Annotated in this window: 22 protein-coding genes; 12 read left to right on the top strand and 10 right to left on the bottom strand. The window is 59.7% G+C overall.

Annotation, left to right across the window (positions count from 1 at the left end; all coding sequences use genetic code 11):
- Nucleotides 1-32: 32 nt before the first annotated feature.
- The 5 genes from tatB (at nucleotide 33) to hisA (ending at nucleotide 3,494) form a co-directional block, all read left to right on the top strand.
- Nucleotides 33-374 carry a Sec-independent protein translocase protein TatB gene (gene tatB / locus DBAC_RS12490; RefSeq protein ID WP_015774663.1) on the top strand — a complete coding sequence of 114 codons (342 nt, stop codon included), beginning with the start codon at nucleotides 33-35 and terminating at the stop codon, nucleotides 372-374.
- Nucleotides 375-748: 374 nt separating this feature from the next.
- Nucleotides 749-1,507, top strand: coding sequence for a twin-arginine translocase subunit TatC (gene tatC / locus DBAC_RS12485; RefSeq protein WP_015774662.1), 759 nt, complete (start codon nucleotides 749-751; stop codon nucleotides 1,505-1,507).
- Nucleotides 1,508-1,555: 48 nt separating this feature from the next.
- Nucleotides 1,556-2,146, top strand: coding sequence for an imidazoleglycerol-phosphate dehydratase HisB (gene hisB, locus DBAC_RS12480; protein ID WP_015774661.1), 591 nt, complete (start codon nucleotides 1,556-1,558; stop codon nucleotides 2,144-2,146).
- Entirely contained in the window at nucleotides 2,143-2,766 is a 624-nt protein-coding gene (locus tag DBAC_RS12475; RefSeq protein ID WP_015774660.1) for a hypothetical protein, read from the top strand. The genes hisB and DBAC_RS12475 overlap by 4 nt, the downstream gene beginning before the upstream one ends.
- Nucleotides 2,763-3,494, top strand: coding sequence for a 1-(5-phosphoribosyl)-5-[(5-phosphoribosylamino)methylideneamino]imidazole-4-carboxamide isomerase (hisA, locus tag DBAC_RS12470; RefSeq protein ID WP_015774659.1), 732 nt, complete (start codon nucleotides 2,763-2,765; stop codon nucleotides 3,492-3,494). The genes DBAC_RS12475 and hisA overlap by 4 nt, the downstream gene beginning before the upstream one ends.
- Before the next feature lie 77 nt (nucleotides 3,495-3,571).
- Here the strand turns inward: hisA and upp are convergent, their stop codons facing one another.
- The 8 genes from upp to yihA all read right to left on the bottom strand — a co-directional run bounded on the left by upp (nucleotide 3,572) and on the right by yihA (nucleotide 10,958).
- Nucleotides 3,572-4,198 (bottom strand): uracil phosphoribosyltransferase, encoded by a 627-nt coding sequence (gene upp / locus DBAC_RS12465; protein WP_015774658.1) that lies wholly within the window; start codon nucleotides 4,196-4,198, stop codon nucleotides 3,572-3,574.
- 66 nt (nucleotides 4,199-4,264) lie between these two features.
- Nucleotides 4,265-4,609 carry a Na+/H+ antiporter subunit G gene (locus DBAC_RS12460; protein ID WP_015774657.1) on the bottom strand — a complete coding sequence of 115 codons (345 nt, stop codon included), beginning with the start codon at nucleotides 4,607-4,609 and terminating at the stop codon, nucleotides 4,265-4,267.
- A gap of 9 nt (nucleotides 4,610-4,618) precedes the next feature.
- Complete coding sequence (locus tag DBAC_RS12455; RefSeq protein ID WP_015774656.1) at nucleotides 4,619-4,888, bottom strand: K+/H+ antiporter subunit F; 270 nt, start codon at nucleotides 4,886-4,888, stop codon at nucleotides 4,619-4,621.
- Nucleotides 4,882-5,370: a Na+/H+ antiporter subunit E gene (locus DBAC_RS12450; protein WP_015774655.1), complete on the bottom strand. Its 489-nt coding sequence runs from the start codon at nucleotides 5,368-5,370 to the stop codon at nucleotides 4,882-4,884. The genes DBAC_RS12455 and DBAC_RS12450 overlap by 7 nt, the downstream gene beginning before the upstream one ends.
- A complete protein-coding gene (locus DBAC_RS12445; protein WP_015774654.1) occupies nucleotides 5,367-6,875 on the bottom strand; it encodes a monovalent cation/H+ antiporter subunit D in 1,509 nt (502 codons plus the stop codon). The genes DBAC_RS12450 and DBAC_RS12445 overlap by 4 nt, the downstream gene beginning before the upstream one ends.
- On the bottom strand, nucleotides 6,872-7,201 hold the full coding sequence (locus DBAC_RS12440; protein WP_015774653.1) for a Na+/H+ antiporter subunit C: 330 nt from the start codon (nucleotides 7,199-7,201) through the stop codon (nucleotides 6,872-6,874). The genes DBAC_RS12445 and DBAC_RS12440 overlap by 4 nt, the downstream gene beginning before the upstream one ends.
- Nucleotides 7,201-9,996 (bottom strand): monovalent cation/H+ antiporter subunit A, encoded by a 2,796-nt coding sequence (locus DBAC_RS12435; RefSeq protein ID WP_015774652.1) that lies wholly within the window; start codon nucleotides 9,994-9,996, stop codon nucleotides 7,201-7,203. Before DBAC_RS12435 ends, DBAC_RS12440 begins: the two co-directional genes overlap by 1 nt.
- Nucleotides 9,997-10,361: 365 nt before the next feature.
- Nucleotides 10,362-10,958, bottom strand: a complete 597-nt coding sequence (gene yihA / locus DBAC_RS12430) for a ribosome biogenesis GTP-binding protein YihA/YsxC (RefSeq protein WP_015774651.1) — start codon at nucleotides 10,956-10,958, stop codon at nucleotides 10,362-10,364.
- Nucleotides 10,959-11,062: 104 nt separating this feature from the next.
- Between yihA and DBAC_RS12425 the strand changes: the two genes are divergently transcribed.
- From DBAC_RS12425 to DBAC_RS12410, 4 genes are all read left to right on the top strand, one after another.
- A complete protein-coding gene (locus tag DBAC_RS12425; RefSeq protein WP_015774650.1) occupies nucleotides 11,063-11,878 on the top strand; it encodes a hypothetical protein in 816 nt (271 codons plus the stop codon).
- Nucleotides 11,879-11,881: 3 nt separating this feature from the next.
- Entirely contained in the window at nucleotides 11,882-12,331 is a 450-nt protein-coding gene (locus tag DBAC_RS12420; protein WP_015774649.1) for a type II 3-dehydroquinate dehydratase, read from the top strand.
- 52 nt (nucleotides 12,332-12,383) lie between these two features.
- Complete coding sequence (gene efp, locus DBAC_RS12415; RefSeq protein WP_015774648.1) at nucleotides 12,384-12,941, top strand: elongation factor P; 558 nt, start codon at nucleotides 12,384-12,386, stop codon at nucleotides 12,939-12,941.
- An 87-nt stretch (nucleotides 12,942-13,028) separates the two neighbouring features.
- Nucleotides 13,029-15,212 (top strand): DNA translocase FtsK, encoded by a 2,184-nt coding sequence (locus DBAC_RS12410; protein WP_015774647.1) that lies wholly within the window; start codon nucleotides 13,029-13,031, stop codon nucleotides 15,210-15,212.
- 436 nt (nucleotides 15,213-15,648) lie between these two features.
- Here DBAC_RS12410 and DBAC_RS12405 read toward each other — a convergent pair whose 3' ends face one another.
- Nucleotides 15,649-15,891 carry a DUF1653 domain-containing protein gene (locus tag DBAC_RS12405; protein ID WP_015774646.1) on the bottom strand — a complete coding sequence of 81 codons (243 nt, stop codon included), beginning with the start codon at nucleotides 15,889-15,891 and terminating at the stop codon, nucleotides 15,649-15,651.
- A gap of 236 nt (nucleotides 15,892-16,127) precedes the next feature.
- On the opposite strand from DBAC_RS12405, the gene DBAC_RS12400 reads away from it, so the two are divergent.
- Complete coding sequence (locus DBAC_RS12400; RefSeq protein ID WP_015774645.1) at nucleotides 16,128-16,598, top strand: CinA family protein; 471 nt, start codon at nucleotides 16,128-16,130, stop codon at nucleotides 16,596-16,598.
- Between the two features lie 66 nt (nucleotides 16,599-16,664).
- On the opposite strand, the gene DBAC_RS18020 is transcribed toward DBAC_RS12400, so the two are convergent.
- Nucleotides 16,665-17,123 (bottom strand): hypothetical protein, encoded by a 459-nt coding sequence (locus DBAC_RS18020; RefSeq protein WP_015774644.1) that lies wholly within the window; start codon nucleotides 17,121-17,123, stop codon nucleotides 16,665-16,667.
- Between the two features lie 192 nt (nucleotides 17,124-17,315).
- On the opposite strand from DBAC_RS18020, the gene DBAC_RS12390 reads away from it, so the two are divergent.
- Entirely contained in the window at nucleotides 17,316-17,930 is a 615-nt protein-coding gene (locus DBAC_RS12390) for an L-threonylcarbamoyladenylate synthase (RefSeq protein ID WP_015774643.1), read from the top strand.
- Nucleotides 17,931-18,799: 869 nt separating this feature from the next.
- Nucleotides 18,800-19,294, top strand: coding sequence for a rubrerythrin family protein (locus DBAC_RS12385; RefSeq protein WP_015774642.1), 495 nt, complete (start codon nucleotides 18,800-18,802; stop codon nucleotides 19,292-19,294).
- Nucleotides 19,295-19,408: the final 114 nt, after the last annotated feature.

Here is a 19,408-nt window from a genome sequence, read left to right as displayed (position 1 = left end):
GTCCAAAACACACCTCTTACGGAGATGAACCTATGTTTGGAATTGGGTCCACGGAACTTATAGTTATTCTGATTGTCGCACTGATCGTCATCGGGCCGGCCAAGCTGCCGGAAATGGCCAAGTCGCTTGGAAAGGCCCTGGGCGAATTCCGCCGGGTCAGCACCGATGTGAAGCGGACCATCGAGATGGAAGCCGAGCAGTCCGAGCAGAAGGAAAAGACGGCGCAGGCCAAGAAAGAACTCTTTCCTGAAACCGTCGCCAAAGCCCCTGCCGAGCCCGAGGCTGCAGCGGCTCAAGCTCCCGATCAACCTGCCGGGCAGTCCGCCGAGGAACCCGCCGCGCAGCCCACCCAGGGCGAAAAGGACAAGGCATGAGCGAAGAGCGCGCCGATCGGGACAGGACGCAGGACGAAGCGGGAGCTGAAGCGGAAGAAATATCTTCCGCGAGTCAGGCGGAAGCTGATTCCGAAGTCTCCGCTCTTTTTGACTCTCCCGAGACGGAAGATCTCTCCGGCGAGGGCCAGGGGGACGCTTCTGCATTCGATGCGGGGCCAGATGTAGGGCCTGATGCGGGGAATGGCGAATTCGAGCCGCTTGAAAATTCGCCCGCGCACGATTCCGAGACCGGTTCGACCGAGGCCCCGGGCGCGGAGGATGCGGCCGAAAGCGCTTCCGCCATAGCGGCCAAGGGAGAGGCCGGCGTTGCAGCAGCCGCAGACGAGCCCGAAGAGCAGGAGCCCGTGCATGAGATGACGTTCACAGAGCACCTGAATGAGCTGCGGGTGCGTCTGATGCGCTGCATCATCGCGGCATTCGTGGGCCTTTTGGCCTGTTACGCGTTTGCCGAGCAGCTTTTCATGCTGCTCATGCAGCCGCTCATTACATTGCTCGAACCTTCCGGCGGCTCGCTCATCTACACAGGCTTGCCTGAAGCCTTTTTTACCCACCTGAAAGTCGCGGCCATCGCCGGCCTTTTTGTGGCCAGCCCCTACATTTTCTATCAGCTCTGGATGTTCATCGCTCCCGGTCTCTACGAAGGTGAGCGAAAATACATGATCCCCATCGCGTTGTTCTCGGCCATTTGTTTTGTGAGCGGGGCACTTTTTGGGTATTATGTGGTTTTCCCGTTTGGTTTTCAGTTTTTTCTGGGTTATGCTTCCGATGTCATTAAACCCATGCCCTCGGTCAAGGAGTACTTCAGTTTTTCGACCAGCATGCTTTTTGCGTTCGGATTTATTTTTGAGTTGCCGCTGTTCATGTTTTTCCTTTCGGCCTTGGGGCTTGTGAAGCACGCGACATTGCGCAAATTCCGCAAATTCGCCATCTTGGGAAGTTTTGTTGTCGCAGCGGTGCTCACCCCGCCGGACGTTGTCTCGCAGTGCCTCATGGCCGGACCGCTGTGTCTGCTGTATGAAGTGGGCATTTGGGTGGCCTATCTGGTCGAAAAGAAGAAGAAGCCCAAAGAGTCCCCGGCGGAAGAGGACGAGGCAGCGGAAGCCAAGGGATAACCAAAGGGCCGGGTTCATGAGCCTGGCCTTTTCATTGCAGGAGACGCTATGCATCCTCGTACAGGCCGTATCGATCGCCAGACCCGGGAAACTCAGATTTCCGTGGTCGTCAATCTCGACGGGAAGGGCGTCTGTTCCGTGCGAACAGGCTTCGGATTCGCCGATCACATGCTTGACCTGCTGGGGCATTGGGCCGGTTTTGATCTGGAGATTTCCTGCACGGGAGACCTGCATATCGATGCGCATCATTCTCTGGAGGACATCGGATTGTGTCTGGGCAACGCCTTGAACATGGCCCTCGGCGAGCGTCGCGGCATCGCACGGGTCGGTTGCGCAAAGGTGCCTATGGACGAGGCCCTGACCGAGGTCTGTTTAGATCTTTCAGGAAGGTCCTATCTGGTATATGAAGAAAACGTCTTGCCGGCCGTCATCGCCGGGCAGGAGAAGGATCTGTGGCGTGAATTTCTGAAATCGCTGGCGTCAAAGGCGGGCATGAACCTGCATGTGCGCATGCTTTACGGACAAAACGGTCATCATCTGCTGGAATCGGTATTCAAGGGACTCGGCCTGGCCTTGCGTCAGGCCGTGTGCGTGGAACGCGAAGACGTGCTCAGCACCAAGGGAGGTCTTGACTCATGAGATACATCATTCTGGCTTTGCTTCTTACCTGTACAGCCTGCGCTGGTCCCACGCGCTGGCCGGCGGTTGAGTCCCAGGTCACGCTGGCGGTGGCGCATTTTGTCCATCCGCAGCATGATTGGGAACTCATGGCCGGCGTGCTGCCCGAGGAAGCTTCGGTGGTCACCCAGGAATCTTTGGACGCACTGGATGGGCAATTGGCCGCCCTGCTGGAGAAAAGCGATCTCCGTACGGTCCTGCATGCCGCCTCGGTGCAGGGCTGCGAGGAAATCGTGCAGGCCGAAAAGGAGCGTCCGCGCTTCGAGACCCTTGAGTACTGGAAGAGCGTGGGCACGTGCATCAAGGCCGACTACCTGCTCGTGCCCTATGTGTCCCAGTGGCAGGAGCGCGAGGGCGGCGAATGGGGCGTGACCCGTCCGGCCGGGGTGACCCTGGACCTGTATCTGATCAAGACGGCCACCGGAGAAGTCCGCCGCTATCATTTTGAGGAAGAACAGCAGGGGCTGGCCGAAAACCTGCTCAAGGGCGGCCGTTTCTTTAAACGCAAGGGCCGCTGGATCACTCCGCTTGAGATCGCGGCCGAAGCACTGGAAGAAGGGACAAGGGTTCTGGGTTTATGAACATATTTCCGGCGGTGGACATAAAGGACGGCAAGTGCGTGCGCTTGCGTCAGGGGGTTGAGGATCAGGTCACAGTTTTTTCCGACGATCCGGTGGCCATGGCCCGGCAGTGGGTAGAGGCCGGGACCAGATGGCTGCACGTCATCGATCTTGACGGGGCTTTCAGCGGCACGCCGCGCAACATGGAACTCATTCGCGAGCTGTGCTCCGCCGTGTCCATCCCCGTGCAGCTCGGCGGCGGAATCAGGAGCCTCGATGTCGCCGGTAAGTATCTGGAAGCCGGGGTCACGCGTCTTATCATCGGCACCGTGGCTCTCGAAGATCCGGACCTGTTCCGTGAACTCTGCCAGGCCTATCCGGGCCGTATCGGCGTGTCCCTGGATGCCCGCGACGGCCATCTGAAGACCAAGGGCTGGGTCGAGGACGCGGGCAAGACCGTGGCCGACGTGGTGCCGGAGCTCGAAGCCGCCGGGGCGGCGTTTTTCATCTACACCGACATCAGCCGCGACGGGATGCAGTCGGGGGTCAACATTCCGGCTCTCGAATCTCTGCTGGGCATGACGGACCGGCCCGTGCTCATCGCCGGCGGCATCTCCACCCTGGAGGACGTTCAGGCCGTGCACCCTCTGCGCGAGCGGGGCCTGGCCGGAGTGATAACTGGCAAGGCCATCTACGCCGGAAGCCTGGATCTCAAGGCCGCCCTGGACTGGCTGGCGGCGCAGAACTAGTTTTTTTCGTTATCTCCAAAAAAAGAACGCCCGGTCATTAAGATCGGGCGTTCTTTTTTGGCGCAGTGAAAAGCGGACTATTTGGTGCCGAAGATCTTGTCCCCGGCATCGCCAAGGCCAGGCAGGATATAGCCGTTTTCGTTCAGGCGCTCGTCCACGGCCGCGACGTAGATGTCCACGTCGGGGTGCGCTTCAGTGATGCGTTTAAGGCCCTCGGGCGCGGCGACCAGAAAGAGGCCGCGGATGCTGGTGCAGCCGGCGTTCTTCAGGCAGCGGATGGTCGCGTCCAGGGTTCCGCCCGTGGCCAGCATGGGGTCGAGAATGAGGGCCATGCGCTTGTTGATGTTTTTGGCCAGCTTCACATAGTATTCCACGGGCTGCAGGGTCTCTTCATTGCGGTAGAAACCGACAACGCTGACCTTGGCGCCGGGGATCAGATCGAGCACGCCGTCCTGCATACCCAGGCCCGCGCGCAGGATCGGCACGACAGTTATCTTCTTGCCCTTGATGACGTCCACCATGACGGGGCCGGCCCACCCTTGCACGGTCTTCTTTTCGGTCTCCAGGTCTTTGGTGGCCTCGTAGGTCAGCAGTCTGGCGACTTCGGACGCGAGTTCCCGAAAATTCTTGGTGCTGATGTCATGCTTGCGCATGAGTCCGAGCTTGTGCTTGATGAGTGGATGGTCCGCCACGAATACTGCCATGTGAGTCTCTCCTTGCCATGGTCGATGGGATTGCTGCCTTTGGAAGCCTGAATTGTGTGCCCCTTCCTATTCTTCCCCTCTCGTCCGGTCAAGACGGCCTTTGCCTGCGGGAGCAGGCGCGCGCAGGTGCAGCGCGGCGCTGGCAATGAGATAGGCGCTGACCGGGGCGGTGGCGAAAAGAAAGAGGGTGATGAGCAGTTCGTGCAGGCTCAAGGTATGCTCCTGGCCGCTGAAATGCAGAACCGACGCGACCAGGATGCCGCCAACGCCCAGCGTGGTGGCCTTGGTCGGTCCGTGCAGGCGGGTGAAGATGTCGGGCAGACGGGCCAGCCCGATGGAACCGATGAGCGCGAACGCGCCGCCGATCAGCAGAAAAAAGGAGATGAGCGTTTCAATGAATATGGCCGGCATGGTGCGCTCCTATTCGATGATGTCGCCGCGCAGCAGGTACTTGCACAGGGCCACGGTTCCGATGAAGCCCATCATGGCGATGAGCAGGGCCGCCTCGAAGAATTCGGTCAGATTCTGATGAATGCCCAGCAGCACCAAGAGGGCGATGGTGTTGATGGCCATGGTGTCCAGGGCCAGGATGCGGTCGGGGAGGGTCGGTCCGGCGAAAAGCCGCCAGAAATTGAGCGCCAGGGCAACGGCGATACAGAAAAAAGCGATGGAGATGGCTGTGCTCAGCATGGGAATATCTCCTTTAAGGGCGCTTCGTAGCGCTGTTTGATGCGTTGTATGAGCCGGGCTTCGTCATCCAGGTCCAGGACGTGAATGAGCAGGCTGCGTCGATCTTCCGCCACCTGCGACGACACTGTCCCGGGAGTGAGGGAGATGGTGTGGGCCAAGAGGGTGATGGCGAAATCGTTCTTCAGATCCAGGGGGAGGGTGATGAAGGCCGGGCGCAGCCGCCGGACCGGGCCGAGTATGAGGCGGGCCACGGTCAGGTTGGCGATGACGATGTCAAAGAAGAAGACGGCCAGGTAGGCGACCAGGGTAAGCGGGCTGCGCATGCACGGCTGATCGGGCCAGAATCTGATCGTGAAGAGCGGGATGGCCATGGCGAGCAGCGCTCCGAGGACCATCTGCCCGGGGGCCACCGTATTAACGAGCAGAAGCCAGATCAGCCACAAGAACAGGCTGAACATGGGTTGCGGCAGCAAACGTTTCATGGGGTCGCTCCGCCGAGAACGGCGCGGATGTAGTTTTCGGGCGCAAGGAGTTGTCTGGCCGTGGCCTCGGTGTAGGCGGTTACGGGACCGGCCATGATTGCCAGAGCCACTCCCGCCAGAATCAGCGCGGCAGCGGGCGCGAGCCGTGGCCATGACACAGCGGTTCCGGAAAGAGGGATGCCCTCGGTTTTCCAGAAGAGCATGCTCCCGCAGCGGCCAAGAGCGACAAGGGCGACAAGGCTGCCGCCAAGGGCAACGGGCCAGAGCCAGACAGCCTTGGGCGCTGAGGCGGCCTGCAACAGCAGCACCTTGCCGACAAATCCGGACAGCGGGGGCAGGCCTGCGGCGCCCATGGCGCCAAGGAGAAAAAGGGCTCCGAGCAGGTTTGGCTGCGACATGGGCGGGCCTGGCTCAAGCATGTCCCCCGCCAGGCCGCCCGTCAGGCCGCGTTGCCGGGCGGCCTGGTCGGCCAGCAGAAAGAGTCCGGCCATGACCAGGGTTGAGTGCGGTAGGTAGTAGAGGCTCGCGCTTATCCCGGCCTCGTTCCAAAGCCCAATGCCTGCCAGCAGCGAGCCGACGGAGACAATGACCAGCCAGGCCAGGAGCATCCTCAGGCTCCTGCTGCCGAGGACGCACATCGACCCTGCGGCCAGGGTCGCAAGAGCCAGGGGAAAGAGCAGCTCGGCCGCGTCCGGAACGGGGCCTTGGCTTGAGAAGATGAGCGATTGCGTGCGCAGAATGGCATAGACGCCAACCTTTGTCATGATGGCGAAAAGGGCGGCCACGGCGGGGAGCACGGAGGCGTAGAGGCCGGGCAACCACAGGAAGAGGGGCAGGATGGCGGCTTTCAGCCCGAACACGCAGAGGAGCAGCAGGGCGCTTGCGCGCAGCAGAGGCGCCTGACCCGGGGTGCTGCCCGCTACCTTGAGGGCCAGATCGGCCATGTTCAGGGTTCCGCAGACTCCGTACAGGGTGCCAAGGGCGATGAGGAAAAGGCTTGAGCCAATAAGGTTCAGGACCACGTAGCGCAGGGCGTTTCGCGTGCGTTCGGGGCCTTGCCCGTGCATGGCCAGGCAATAGGAAGCGATGAGCAGGATTTCAAAGAAAACGAAAAGATTGAAGAGGTCGCCGGTCAGGAATGCGCCGTTTATACCCAGAATTTGCAAGGGGAAGAGGACGTGAAAATCGCGTCCTCGCAGGTCGTCGCCACAGCAGGCGTGGAGCAGGACAGGCAGAGCCAGGAGCGCGGTCAGCGCGAGCATGAGGGCGCTGAGCCTGTCGAGCACCAGAACTATGCCGAACGGCGCGGGCCAGTTGCCGAGCTCGTAGATTTCGATGTGGCCGTCTTGGGCGCCGGATAGCAGAAAGAGGGTCGCGGCGAGCAGCGCGCATGCCGTCACGATGGAGACGAGGCGTTGCGCAAAGACGCCTTTGCGGACCAGCAGAAGATTTATCATGCCTGCGCTCAGCGGCAGGAGCAGGGGGATCAGAATCCAGTGGCTCATGAGTTGTCGTCCTTTCCGTCGACATGGTCGTTGCCCAGTTCCCCAATGGCGCGCAAGGCCAGGATGACCACGAAGGCGGTCATGCCGAAACCGATGACGATGGCGGTCAGGACCAGCGCCTGCGGCAGGGGGTCGGCCGTAACCCCGGAGCTTGTGGCCAGGGGCGGAGCGCCGGTCATCAGGCGGCCGCTGAAGAAGAGAAAGAGGTTGACCGCATAGGACAGGAGCGAGAGTCCAAGGACCACGGAGAAGGTCCGGGCGCGCAGCACCAGATATGTCCCGCAGCCGACGAGCACGGCGATGACCAGGGCGGCGAGCGCTTCCATCAGCGATTCTTCCCGGGATGCGTCCCACGCCGGGTCAGTTTGCCCAGGTTGGCCAGGATGAGCATGATCACCCCGACGACGGTCAGGAAAACGCCCAGGTCAAAAACCATGGCGCTGGCCAGTTCGAATTCGCCGATCACCGGCAGGCTGACGTGTCCGAATGTGGATGTCAGGAAGGGATGGTTCAGCAGCAGACTGGCAGCCCCGGTCGCGGCGGCGATGAGCACCCCGGCGGCGATGAGCGGATGGAAGGGCAGGCGCCACTGTCGCTGGGTCCAGGCGGTGCCGTTGGCCATGTACTGCAGAATGAGGGCCACGGCCGTGACCAGCCCCGCAATGAATCCTCCCCCGGGCGCATTGTGTCCGCGCAGGAAGAGGAAGGCCGAGACCAGCAGGGCCAGGGGCAGCAGGAAGCGGGTCATCTGTGACAGGATCAGTGGATGGGGTTCGGCGGCCCAGGGCCGTCCGTCCTGGTCGAGCAAAGGAATCGGCAGGCGCAGGTTGTCGAGCAGGGCGAAGATGCCGATGGCGGCCACGGCCAGGACAGTGACCTCGCCGAGGGTGTCGAATCCGCGGAAATCGACCAGAATGACGTTGACCACGTTGGCCCCGCCTCCGCCGGGCAGGCTTTGCTCCATGAAAAAGGAGGAGATGGAGTCAAGAGGACGGGTCAGCATGCCCCAGGCCAACAGACCACATCCGCCTCCTGCGCCGACGGAAAGGAGAAGATTCCGGAACCGTGCGGATGGCCGGGACTGCGGCTGATGACGCCGAGGGATGAAAAAAAGGGCCAGCAGCAAAAGCATGATCGTCACCACCTCGACGCTGAGCTGCGTCAGGGCCAGGTCCGGGGCGGAAAAACGCACGAAGACCAGGGCCACGAGCAGGCCGACCACGCTCAGGGCAATGATCGCGGACAGGCGCTGGGCGTGCCAGCGCACGGTCAAGAGCCCGGCGGCCATGAGCAGCAGCGCGCCCATGAGGGACGGGCCGTCGATGGGGGTGACGGGGAGCGGTCCGGTGATGGCCGCGCCCGGCAGCGGCAGAATCATGGCCAGGCTCGCCATGCCCAGGAGCAGGGCCGCCGAACGCTGCAGGGACCCGTTGTCCATGCCGCGCAGGAAGGCGCGCGCGGTGCGGATCAGGGCGTCTTCCGCAGCATGGAAGAGGGCGGCCGCATCGGGGGAAAAGGGCAGGCGTTCGTGCAGGGCAAAGAGCCTGCGCCGCGCCGCGTAGAGTGCAAATCCGCCGCCAAGGGCAACAAGGCTCATGAAGAGCGGCGTGTTGAATCCATGCCAGACGGCCAGACTGTAGTGCGGCAACGTTTCGCCAGTCACGCTGGTGGCGGCCAGGCGCAGCAGCGGCCCCACGGTCAGGCCCGGCAGGATGCCCACCAGCAGGCACAGCCCGGCCAGGATCTCCACCGGCACTTTCATGAAGCGCGGGGGTTCGTGGGGTGGGTATTTGGGCAGGCCCTGCGGCTCGCCGTTGAAGAAAACATCGTGGATGAACCGGGCCGAATAGGCCACGGCAAAAACTCCGGCCAGGGTCGCGGCCGCCGGGAGAATCCGCCACGCCGAGCCGAGCAGGCCTACGTGCAGGGTTTCGGCGAAAAACATCTCTTTCGACAGAAAGCCGTTCAAAAGCGGCACTCCGGCCATGGCCGCCGAGGCGATCATGGCCAGGGCCGCGGTGTGGGGCATGTATTTCCACAGGCCATTCAGGCTACGCATGTCCCGGGTTCCGGTTTCGTGGTCGATGATGCCTGCGGCCATGAACAGCGAGGCCTTGAAGGTGGCGTGATTGATGATGTGAAATACTGCGGCCACGGCCGCCAGGGGCGTGTCCAGCCCGAAGAGGAGCACGATGAGGCCGAGGTGGCTGATGGTCGAGTAGGCCAGGAGCCCTTTCAAGTCATGCTGGAAGATGGCGATGTAGGCGCCCATGAGCAAGGTGGTCAGCCCGACGCCGCCCACGGTGAAAAACCAGAGGTCCGTGCCGGCCAGGACCGGGTAGAATCTGGCCAGCAGAAACACGCCCGCTTTGACCATGGTGGCCGAGTGCAGGTAGGCGCTGATGGGCGTGGGCGCGGCCATGGCCCTCGGTAGCCAGAAATGGAAGGGAAATTGCGCCGATTTGGTGAACGCGCCGATCAGAATGAGCACAAGCGCCGGAACATAGAGCGGATGGGCGCGGATCAGGTCGCCCTGGGGCAGAATGTGGGAGATCTGGTATGTCCCGGCCATCTGTCCCAGCAGCAGGAATCCGGCCAGCAGGGCCAGGCCGCCGCTGCCGGTGACGATAAGGGCCATGCGCGCCCCCTGCCTGGCATCCGCGCGATGCTGCCAGTAGCCGATGAGCAGAAAGGAGGACAGCGAGGTCATCTCCCAGAAGATGAGCATCAGAATCAGGTTGTCGGACAGTACCACGCCCAGCATGGAGCTCATGAACACAAGCAGCAGACCGTGGAGGCGGCCCATGGGGTCTTTTTCCGAGAGGTAGTAGCGGGCATAGATGATCACCAGAAGCCCGATGCCCAGCACCAGAAGCGCGAACAAGGCGGCCAGGCCGTCCATGCGCAGGGTCAGGGCAAGACCGGCGTCGTCCACCCATGATCGGTGCATGGATGCGGGATTGCCTTGAAATGCCTGCATGAGGGGCGTCATGGTCAGCACAAGGGTGCATGCGGTCACGGCCATGGCCGACCAGGTGCAGACGTTGCGTCCGAAGCGTATGGTCAGGGGCGGGAGCGCGGCTCCCAGGAGTGGGAGCAGGATGAGAATGAGTACGTTCATACCATGCTCGCAGTGGCTTGCTTGGAATGCTTCGGCCCACGACGTTGTGAGCGTTCATCTGCTTTGGTGATCAAGAACTCTGTCGACGTCGCATCACTCCGCGGGAATTATCGTGTTGCTCCGGCAGGATTGCCGGTTGGCAACGATCAACCCCGTGGACGCGGGTCGCGAAATTGAACCAGATCTTAGCTTAGATGTTCAAAATGGATTGCGTCAACCGGGTTGGGCAAAATAAAACATGTCCGTCTGCGTCATTTTTTTTGGCGAAAAGCGCGCAGGACTCTCTGAGATGTTTTTTTGATGCCGGACGGGATAAAAAACTGTTCAATCCTGAAATAATTTCGTATTCACCTATGCACAAATTCTTATTCGTGTGGCTGCACTGCGGAAAATTTATCAAGGAAGAATTGCCAAAGTTTGTCGATATTCATGCCGGAGTGGCTGGAGATGAGCAAAGGTGGTTTTTCCGTACCCAGAAGTCGTTGCCATGCGACCTGATTTGCGCTTCGGACAGGTTGTTTGCATTTATCGGCCTTGGTCATCACGGGGAATACATCCATTCCTTGAGCCCTGATGTATGTGATCAGTTCTATGTCGAGGGCCTGGGGCGGGAGCCGTGAGTCAAGCAAGGCGACCACTCCAAAGAGGCGGGGGTTGTTTTTCAAGTATCTGTTTATGAGCGTGGCCCATTTTTCGCGTTCCGTTTTGGAGCAACGGGCATATCCGTATCCCGGAAGGTCCACGAGATAGAATTCTTCCGGGCTGACCCTGTAAAAGTTCAGGCTGCGGGTCTTGCCGGGAGTCGAACTGATTTTCGCAAGGTTTTTTCTGCCGGTGAGTTTGTTCAGCAGGGACGATTTTCCGACATTGGAGCGTCCGGCGAGAGCGAGTTGGGGAAGCGGCATTTCTTCCAGTTGATCGATGGTGTAGATTGTCTTTTCTAAAATTACGGTGCTGGGCATGAAACTACCATTTCCCGGGGCTAGGGTTCTTGACGAAATGCGTTTTGATCAGGCAGTGATAGAAAGAATTGTCTTGGTTATCAATAATTAATTGGAGGCATACTATGCGTGCGTTGCTCGTGCTCTTGAGCGCCGTTTTCATGTTGAGCGGGTGTACCAAGGAAGTGAAGTTGGTTTCGGCCAGCGCTGCCCAGGAGCCCCTCCGGGTGGAAGAAGAGGCCACTGTCGAATTGCGTCTGAGTGAAATGGAACTGACCAAATACGTGGATGCCGACACCGGGATCTGGACCGAGGCCAGGAATGCAGGGCTCATCAAGGTCTTCAACAAGATTTTGAACAAAGATATCGTCATCGTCCCCGTGGCCGGAATGACTCCGCTGGGGCAAATGGACGGGGCGTATACCCAGAGCGGGCTGCTCAATACCCAAGGAGACCCGGAGACCGGCGATCTGGTCCAGAACTTTCTGGTCTCGACCAGTTTTGTCGGCGACCTGGCCCTTGGGGGACAGATCATCTCTCTGGAAGAGGACCGCTATATCGCCGGCATGCATGATGTGCTCTACGCCATGCTCTATCAGACGGTGCCCGAAACCTTGCCGTCCTACGTCGCCATCGCTGAACCTGTCGGCGAACTTGGCAGCAGCTTTTATCGCGTTATCGGTATGGCCGAAATCAAGCAGCTCATGCAGGATAATACTGTCGCGCTGCCCAAAGAGCAGGGCGGAGCGACAGGAGTATTGTGCAATCTTGAGATCGTGGTCAGCGACCGTGAGGTCGAGGCCGGAGATCGCATTTTTCTCATGAACGTCGATGTGGCAGCCCTGGATCCGGATGCCGTCATCGCCCAGGACGAGCCCGACACGGTGGTGGTTCTGCCGCCGCATTCCGATACCGTGGGTGAGCCCTCGGAGCAGAAATAGCACATGGAATTTGTGGTTATAAATGGCCCCAATCTGGGCTTTCTGGGACAGCGTCAGCCGGAAATATACGGAGCAACAGGTATGGACGCGCTCCCCGGGATGGTTGAAAGACTGCTCGGGGACGACGCCGCACGCATTCGTTTGACGCAGTTTCAGTCCAATTCCGAAGGCGCTCTCATTGACCGCCTCGAAGAGGCGTGGAAGGTCAAGAGCGACGGGGTTGTCCTTAATGCCGGGGCCTACACCCACACCAGTCTTGCCTTGGCCGATTGTCTGGCCTGGATCAGGATTCCCTGTGTCGAGGTCCATTTGAGCAACGTGCATGCCCGCCAGTCCACCATACGGCACAAAAGTCTTATCGCGCGGCACTGCATCGGGGCTATTGCCGGTTTCGGCATTATGAGCTATGCGCTCGCAGTCCAGGCGCTTTGGCAGCGTCTGACCCAGCCCTGAGGCTCTGCCAAGGCGTCGACAGGGACAAATCTATGGAGGAAGCAAGGCAAGCATGTTAGCTACGAGTGATTTCAAGAAAGGTAAGAAGATAGAGATTGACGGCGCTCCGTGCGAGATTCTGGAGTGCAGTCATTACAAGCCGGGCAAGGGCGGTGCGTTCATGCGCACCAAGTACCGCAACCTGCTCACCGGATCAGTGGTCGAGCAGAATTTTCGTTCCGGGATCAAATTCCCCAAGCCGGACCTGGAAGTCCGGGAAATGCAGTACCTGTACAATGAAGGCGAAAGCTATGCCTTTATGGATATGACAACCTTTGAACAGATTTCCGTCCCGCACGATCTCATCGGCGAAAAGGGAGGCTACCTGAAGGAGGCCCAGGCCTATAAGGTCATGCTGTATCAAGGGCGTCCTCTGGATCTGGAAATGTCCGGCTCCGTGGTCCTGGAAGTGACCATGACCGATCCCGGCATGAAGGGCGACACCGTTACCGGAGCCTCCAAACCCGCGACCCTGGAGACGGGGATTGTGGTCAACGTCCCGCTTTTCGTCGAGATTGGAACCAAGATCAAGGTCAATACGGAAACGGGCGAATATCTCGGCCGCGAATAGTTTGGTTGATCGACAGCATCCAAAAGGCCATGGAGAGCGCTCTGTGGCCTTTTGTTTTTGCAACTGTCCCAGCATGGAAAAAAACGCATGACTAAAGACGGCAACAAGCTCGTACGGGAAATTTGTGCGCTGGTCTTTGCCTGTTCCCTGGCACTTGTGACCTTGGCCCTGTATTCCTATTCTCCCGCCGACCCCGGATTCAACCATCAGTCCGTGGCCGGCCACAAGACGCAGAATCTGGTCGGCACCCTGGGCGCATATGTGGCCGGAGGACTGGTCGATCTGTGTGGCGCGGCGGCATGGCTGTGGCCTGTTTTCTTCGCCCTGGCCGCGGCGATGCTCTTTTTTCCGAGCTTTCGGCCACATTGGCTGCGCTGGATCGGCGGCATCATGCTGGCGATCCTGGTTCCGCTCTGGCTGCATTTTGCGGTCCTGAGTCTGGATCTGTCCGAATCAGGCATGGTCAGCGGCGGATTTGTCGGACGGACCCTGTATGCGCTGCTGCAGCGCGTCTTCGGCAACTACGGCTTTGTGCTTGTTGCCGTCTGCCTGACCCTTATCGCAGGCCGACTGCTTTTTGGCATGTCATACCGCGCGTTGGTGGAAAAATGCGCGGGCTGGTTGTCGGTGGTGCGGGGCTTTTTTCAAAGATTCCGGGACTGGCGGTCAGAACGCTCCATTGCGGTCGATCTTCCATCTCCTCAGGCACAGCGGCCGCCTGCCAAACCGCGCAAGCCCGCTGAGGACGCGCGTGCGGCAGAACCCCGGATCATACCCAAGCCCCAGCCCAAACCAGTAAAGCCTGCCGCTCCTGCCAGACCGGCAACTTCCGGCAGCAGCCTGCCGCCCCTTGATCTTTTGGCCCAGGTGCCGGCCTCGCGCATTGCGATCCCGAAGGCGGTTCTGGACAGGCAGTCCCAGGCCCTGACCTCCTGTTTCGCCGATTTCGGTATTCAGGGCGAGGTGCAGGGAGTGCAGCCCGGACCGGTCATCACCATGTTCGAGTTCAAACCCGCGCCGGGCGTCAAGGTCAGCCGCATCGCCAATATGAGCGATGACCTGGCCTTGGCCCTGAAAGCCCGGGCCGTGCGTATCGTGGCCCCGCTCCCCGGGCGCGACACCGTGGGCATTGAAATTCCCAACGAACAACGCCAGACCGTCTACCTGCGCGAAATCATCGATGATCCGGCCTTTGCCGACACCAAGGCCCAGCTGCCCCTGGCTTTGGGCATGGACATCCAAGGCAACCCCAAGATCGCCGATCTGGCCAAAATGCCGCACATGCTCGTGGCCGGCGCAACCGGCGCGGGCAAGTCCGTGTGCCTCAACTGCCTGCTCCTGAGCATCGTCTACAAGCACGATCCCGAGCATGTGAAGCTGCTGCTGGTCGACCCCAAACGCATCGAGCTGGCCGTCTACGGAACGCTTCCGCACCTGGTTCATCCCGTGGTCACGGACATGCATCTGGCCAAAAATGCCCTGGAATGGGCGGTCTACGAAATGGAGCAGCGCTACGAGGCCATGGCCAGAACAGGCGTGCGCCACATCACCACCTACAATCAGAAACTGGCCGAGATGGGTGACGACCGTCCCGAGGACATGCGCGACCTGAAACCCTTTCCCTATCTCATCATCGTGGTCGACGAACTGGCCGACATGATGATGACGGCGGCCAAGGAAGTGGAAGGCAGCATCGTCCGCCTGGCCCAGTTGGCGCGGGCCTCGGGCATTCACCTCATCCTGGCCACCCAGCGCCCTTCCGTGGACGTGGTCACAGGCATCATCAAGGCCAACTTCCCCTCGCGCATCGCCTTCCAGGTCAGTTCCAAGCATGATTCGCGGACCATCCTCGACGGCATCGGCGCGGAATACCTCCTCGGCCACGGCGACATGCTCTTCAAACTCAGCGGCGGCAACATACAGCGCGTGCATGGCGCCTTCGTGGGCGACGACGAGATCGCACGCGTGGTCAAATATTGGGAGAAACAGCGGCCCCAGCGTTTCGAACTGGATTTCGCCGAGTGGAACACCGCCGGTGAGAGCGGAGGCGAAGGCAACGGCGGTTCAAGCGACGTCCTCGACGATCCCAAATACAGCGAGGCCATCGATTTTGTCACGGACCAGGGCCGAGCCTCCATCTCCATGATCCAGCGCCGCCTGCGCATCGGCTTCAACCGCGCCGCCCGCTTTATCGAACAAATGGAAATGGACGGCGTCATCGGACCCCAGGACGGCAGCAAGCCCCGACTGGTGCGCGGTAAGAAGGATTAGGGGAGAGGGGAAGATGCCTCCGGCGGGCAGGGGACGCGTCCCCTGCACCCCTTTCAGGGGGGGAGGAAGCGTCATCCTTAACGAACCAATTTCGATTGAAGATAGCCGGATTTTCAGCGGTACTCTTCCTCGGCTCAAGCGTGTCGGCGCGGCACAGGGATGGCCTGTCGGCTGTCTGACTGAGCCAGGAATCGTTTGCTTCCCGGCCGCCTCACGCACAGGGCGAGAAAGAAAGACGAGATCTCAAGGCCGGGAAGCATTACGCGGCCCGCGAAGGAGTTCCGGCAGGCCATCCCTGTGCCGCGCCGATACGCGCCTTTCGCATATGGTATGAAATCCATATACTCGGCAGGCCATCCCTGAGCCGCGCCGACACGCGATTTTCGCATCCGTGACGGATGTTTCTTTCAGAAGGGAGCTTCGCCGTTGGGAAACGTCAGCTTTCTTTCAGGAGGGTGAAGCGTGGTTGTGTTTTCCCGTCCCGCTCGACGGTCTCCGTGAACATGGACAACGGGCGGACCCACAGGCCTGTGTCGTTGTAAAGCGGGCGGTACACCACCATATCCTCCAGACCTTCGCTGTGCCTGGCTACGCCCAGAACCTCGTATTCTCCGCCTTTGAAATGCCGGTATCGACCGGGCGGCAGCAGCGTTTCATTTGTGTCGCTTAAAATGGACATCGTTTTTTCTCTTGTGCCGGGGTTGAAAAGTTTGTGCAGGCGTCCCTCGAATCTCCTCTTTGTCATCACGGACCGCCGAATTCAAGGCTTGCCTCGGGTTTGACTGCCGGATAGAAGATGCCTTGAATTTCAAGAGGATGCTTGGCGACCCTGCGCCGCCGTCTCGCGGAATTGAAAATCGTACTTTCACGTTTGCGGGGATGGAAAAATCATTCCCTATCTGTTCTGGAGGGCTGATGGAACTGGATGTGGAAACCATGGTCGCTCGGCTGGGAGAATCCCTGCTTCTTCAGGGAGCCCGCATGGCCACGGCCGAATCCTGCACCGGCGGGCTAGTGGCGAGCACGCTGACGGATGTGGCGGGAAGTTCGCGCTGGTTCGAGGGCGGCGTGGTGGCCTATGACAACCGCGTCAAGATGCGTCTGCTTGGCGTGCCGGAAGAGATATTGATCCGTCATGGCGCGGTCAGTCAGGCCTGCGTGGAGAGCATGGTCCATGGAGTGTGCGAGCTGATGAAGGTCCCCGTTGCCCTGGCCATTTCCGGCATCGCGGGGCCGGACGGGGGCACTCCGGAAAAACCTGTGGGGTTGGTCTGGATGGCGTGGCGGATTAACCGCAGGGTCTGGAGCCGGGAATTTCGTTTTCAAGGTTCGCGCCTGGAGATCAAAAGATCAAGCGTGCGTGAGGCCCTTTTAGGACTGCTCTGATCATAAAAAACGGCGCTTCAGGTGAAGCGCCGAAAAAAACGGGAGAAATGGCACCGGAACCGGGCGTCAGTTCAGATAGTCGCCGCGGTTGAACTTGAACTCTTCCGTGGTGGTCAGGATATCCAGCTCTTCGACCATGGTCGCGAGCCCCTGACCAGAGGTTTGGGTCAGGTCGCCCTTGACCTCCTGGATGTTTTGGCGAATGTCCGCGAGCAGACTGTAGCCTTCTCGCAGGTTGCCGTCTTCCGAGCCGATTATTTGGGAATAATCTTCCCACTTGGAAAGCAATGCATTCATCTTGTCCATGACCGTCTGCTCTGTTGGTTTTTGCAGCATGGCGGCCTGCAAGGCCTGATCAAGTCGAACCATGGGACCGGTCGCAGGCGCGGTGTTGCTGGTCTCGGCTGTGGATTCCGATCCCAGCTCCTGGGCCAGAGCCTTTGCGAATCCTTCGCCTGGAGTGTTCCGGGCCGTGTTTTTTTGCTGGAGCTGCAGGGCAGCCAATTGATCCGGGGTGATTTTCATGGCCATCTCCTTCCTTTTTTACCAGATCAAGCAAAGTCCCTGCCAAGACGAGCTTTGATTGTAAGATATGAAAATGCTTGAAATTTATTTAGATAGGGCGGAAAGGTTTGCCGGGCCCCGCCGTGTGCGCTCATGTTTGGCATGTACCAGCCTCCCCGGACCCCGGTCAATGCGCAGTGGAGGGCCGGACGCATGAGTGCGGTGCGTGAAGCCGAAGTGCTTGAATTTGCAAGGGGAAGGCTGGTCATCTACCCGACGGAGACGTTTTACGCCCTGGGCTGTCTGGCCACCATGCACTCTGCCGTGGAGAGAATTTTTTCGGTCAAGGGGCGGCCAGAGGGCAAGCCTCTGCCGCTTATTATCTCCGATTGGCAGATGGCGGAGCGCTTTTTGCGGCTCACGAGCGCCCAGGAGAAGCTGGCCCGGAAATTTTGGCCGGGGCCGCTCTCCATCGTGGTCGAAGTCGATCAGCGCGTGAGCCCTCTTGCGCAGGACCGTGGCGGCCGTTCGGCCGTGCGCATGTCGCCGCACCCCATTGCCGCGCGGCTCTGCCGGGAAGCCGGCGCGCCGCTGGTGTCTTCCAGCGCCAACCGCAGCGGGCGGCCGCCCGCGTGCAGGCTCGAAGAACTCGACCCCGAGCTCGTGCGGCTGTCGGAGGCGTTGGTCATTACGGATTCTCCATGGCCCGGCGGAGGACTGCCGTCCACCCTGGTGGAAATCGTGGGGGCGAACTCCGTGCGAATCCTGCGGGCGGGGGCGATACCTATGGAAGAGATATCCGCCGCAGGGTTCGAGGTGGTCTCCTAGTACAAATTTTTTTTCGCCGGTCGTGTTGTTCCGGGGCCTTATGAAAATGGGGTTTAAAAATTTGAATTTTACGGGCGGATTCAGGTCTTGGCGGTTGAAAAATAAAGGCTAATTATTTTAGAAAGTTATGACTTTTTTCTGAGAAAATTCAAGTCTGATTTGTTTTGGCCCGCCCTTTGCTAATTAGAAAATAACTTCCTCTTTTTGCCAAAATAGGCCCCCGCACTTCACGGTGCGGGGGCCTATTTTGTTTGAATTCCGAAAAATGGGCCGCAGCTTTGCGCACGTGCTGTTTCGGACCGTTTTTTCTTAAACGAAAAGCGGCCCGCTGTCGGCATGGCCTTGAGACCCGCCGGAACTCCTTTGCCGGCCTCGTAGAGTTGAACCGTTGCGCGTCAGTGCGGAAAATTCAGGCAGTGCGCGCGGCAACGCTTCAACAAACGATGCCTGGCGCAGTCAGACAGCCGGCAGGCCTCAAGACCATGCCGTCAGCGAGCCTTGAGGCGCTGGTGGGCCGTGTTTTTGTTGCGGCTGGCAGCAGGAAGATGGTTGTGCGTCACGACAAGCTGCTCATGTCGGCATGACCTTGTGGCGTTGCGGGAGGGCTTTTTTGTGGGAACTGGCGCTATTGAGAAGTTTCAAGCGGAATCGATACGTGATATGGGAGTGGCTTCTCATTGTGTCAGACCTTCGGATGTTTTTGTGAGCATCCAACCAGCGGCTGTGCGTGTCGGCTGTTTGGTGCAGGAGGAATCCTGACGGTGAGTGGGATGCTTGTGCTGTAAAAAAAAGTACTTGCAACTTGGAGAAGGTTTCATTAGCAAGATGAGAATTATTCCTGATAACCAAAACATCAAAGGAGAATACCGATGAGCAAGACGACCGATAATTTGAAAGAAGCCTTTGCCGGAGAATCCCAGGCTAACCGCAAATATCTGGCTTTCGCCAAAAAGGCTGAAGAAGAGGGGCTCCCGCAGGTCGCCAAATTGTTTCGGGCCGCGGCTCACGCCGAGACCATCCACGCCCATGCGCATTTGCGCCTCATGAAGGGCATCGGCTCCACGGCCGAGAACCTCAAAGAGGCCGTGGCAGGTGAAACCCATGAGTTCAAGTCCATGTATCCGGCCATGATCGCCGACGCCAAGGCCGAAGGCGAAAAGGCCGCCGAAAAATATTTCGTGTTCGCCAACCAGGCCGAGGAATGCCACGCAAACCTCTACTCCAAGGCGGCGGAGCAGATGAGCGAACTGGCGGCCGTGGACTACTACGTCTGCAGCATCTGCGGGCACATCCACGAAGGCGAGCCCACCGATAAATGCCCGATCTGCGGCGCGCCGCCCAAGGCATATGGCGTCGTAGCCTAAGGGTCTTCCTGTCGGTCCGGACTAAAAAAGCCGCGTTCCCTGCCTGGGAGCGCGGCTTTTCAAATGAAAAAGGCCATGCATCGCTGCACGGCCTTTTTTTTCGTAATTTTTCCG

Source organism: Desulfomicrobium baculatum DSM 4028 (assembly GCF_000023225.1).
GTDB classification, from domain to species: domain Bacteria; phylum Desulfobacterota; class Desulfovibrionia; order Desulfovibrionales; family Desulfomicrobiaceae; genus Desulfomicrobium; species Desulfomicrobium baculatum.
Note: the sequence above shows the minus strand (reverse complement) of the source record. Positions and strands in the feature narration are given on the sequence as shown.

Bases quoted from the DNA above. Each gene is read 5' to 3' on its own strand.
- tatB (WP_015774663.1), top strand. From the start codon at position 33: ATGTTTGGAATTGGGTCCACGGAACTTATAGTTATTCTGATTGTCGCA.
- tatC (WP_015774662.1), top strand. From the start codon at position 749: ATGACGTTCACAGAGCACCTGAATGAGCTGCGGGTGCGTCTGATGCGC.
- hisB (WP_015774661.1), top strand. From the start codon at position 1,556: ATGCATCCTCGTACAGGCCGTATCGATCGCCAGACCCGGGAAACTCAG.
- DBAC_RS12475 (WP_015774660.1), top strand. From the start codon at position 2,143: ATGAGATACATCATTCTGGCTTTGCTTCTTACCTGTACAGCCTGCGCT.
- hisA (WP_015774659.1), top strand. From the start codon at position 2,763: ATGAACATATTTCCGGCGGTGGACATAAAGGACGGCAAGTGCGTGCGC.
- upp (WP_015774658.1), bottom strand. From the start codon at position 4,198: ATGGCAGTATTCGTGGCGGACCATCCACTCATCAAGCACAAGCTCGGA.
- DBAC_RS12460 (WP_015774657.1), bottom strand. From the start codon at position 4,609: ATGCCGGCCATATTCATTGAAACGCTCATCTCCTTTTTTCTGCTGATC.
- DBAC_RS12455 (WP_015774656.1), bottom strand. From the start codon at position 4,888: ATGCTGAGCACAGCCATCTCCATCGCTTTTTTCTGTATCGCCGTTGCC.
- DBAC_RS12450 (WP_015774655.1), bottom strand. From the start codon at position 5,370: ATGAAACGTTTGCTGCCGCAACCCATGTTCAGCCTGTTCTTGTGGCTG.
- DBAC_RS12445 (WP_015774654.1), bottom strand. From the start codon at position 6,875: ATGAGCCACTGGATTCTGATCCCCCTGCTCCTGCCGCTGAGCGCAGGC.
- DBAC_RS12440 (WP_015774653.1), bottom strand. From the start codon at position 7,201: ATGGAAGCGCTCGCCGCCCTGGTCATCGCCGTGCTCGTCGGCTGCGGG.
- DBAC_RS12435 (WP_015774652.1), bottom strand. From the start codon at position 9,996: ATGAACGTACTCATTCTCATCCTGCTCCCACTCCTGGGAGCCGCGCTC.
- yihA (WP_015774651.1), bottom strand. From the start codon at position 10,958: ATGCCCAGCACCGTAATTTTAGAAAAGACAATCTACACCATCGATCAA.
- DBAC_RS12425 (WP_015774650.1), top strand. From the start codon at position 11,063: ATGCGTGCGTTGCTCGTGCTCTTGAGCGCCGTTTTCATGTTGAGCGGG.
- DBAC_RS12420 (WP_015774649.1), top strand. From the start codon at position 11,882: ATGGAATTTGTGGTTATAAATGGCCCCAATCTGGGCTTTCTGGGACAG.
- efp (WP_015774648.1), top strand. From the start codon at position 12,384: ATGTTAGCTACGAGTGATTTCAAGAAAGGTAAGAAGATAGAGATTGAC.
- DBAC_RS12410 (WP_015774647.1), top strand. From the start codon at position 13,029: ATGACTAAAGACGGCAACAAGCTCGTACGGGAAATTTGTGCGCTGGTC.
- DBAC_RS12405 (WP_015774646.1), bottom strand. From the start codon at position 15,891: ATGTCCATTTTAAGCGACACAAATGAAACGCTGCTGCCGCCCGGTCGA.
- DBAC_RS12400 (WP_015774645.1), top strand. From the start codon at position 16,128: ATGGAACTGGATGTGGAAACCATGGTCGCTCGGCTGGGAGAATCCCTG.
- DBAC_RS18020 (WP_015774644.1), bottom strand. From the start codon at position 17,123: ATGAAAATCACCCCGGATCAATTGGCTGCCCTGCAGCTCCAGCAAAAA.
- DBAC_RS12390 (WP_015774643.1), top strand. From the start codon at position 17,316: ATGAGTGCGGTGCGTGAAGCCGAAGTGCTTGAATTTGCAAGGGGAAGG.
- DBAC_RS12385 (WP_015774642.1), top strand. From the start codon at position 18,800: ATGAGCAAGACGACCGATAATTTGAAAGAAGCCTTTGCCGGAGAATCC.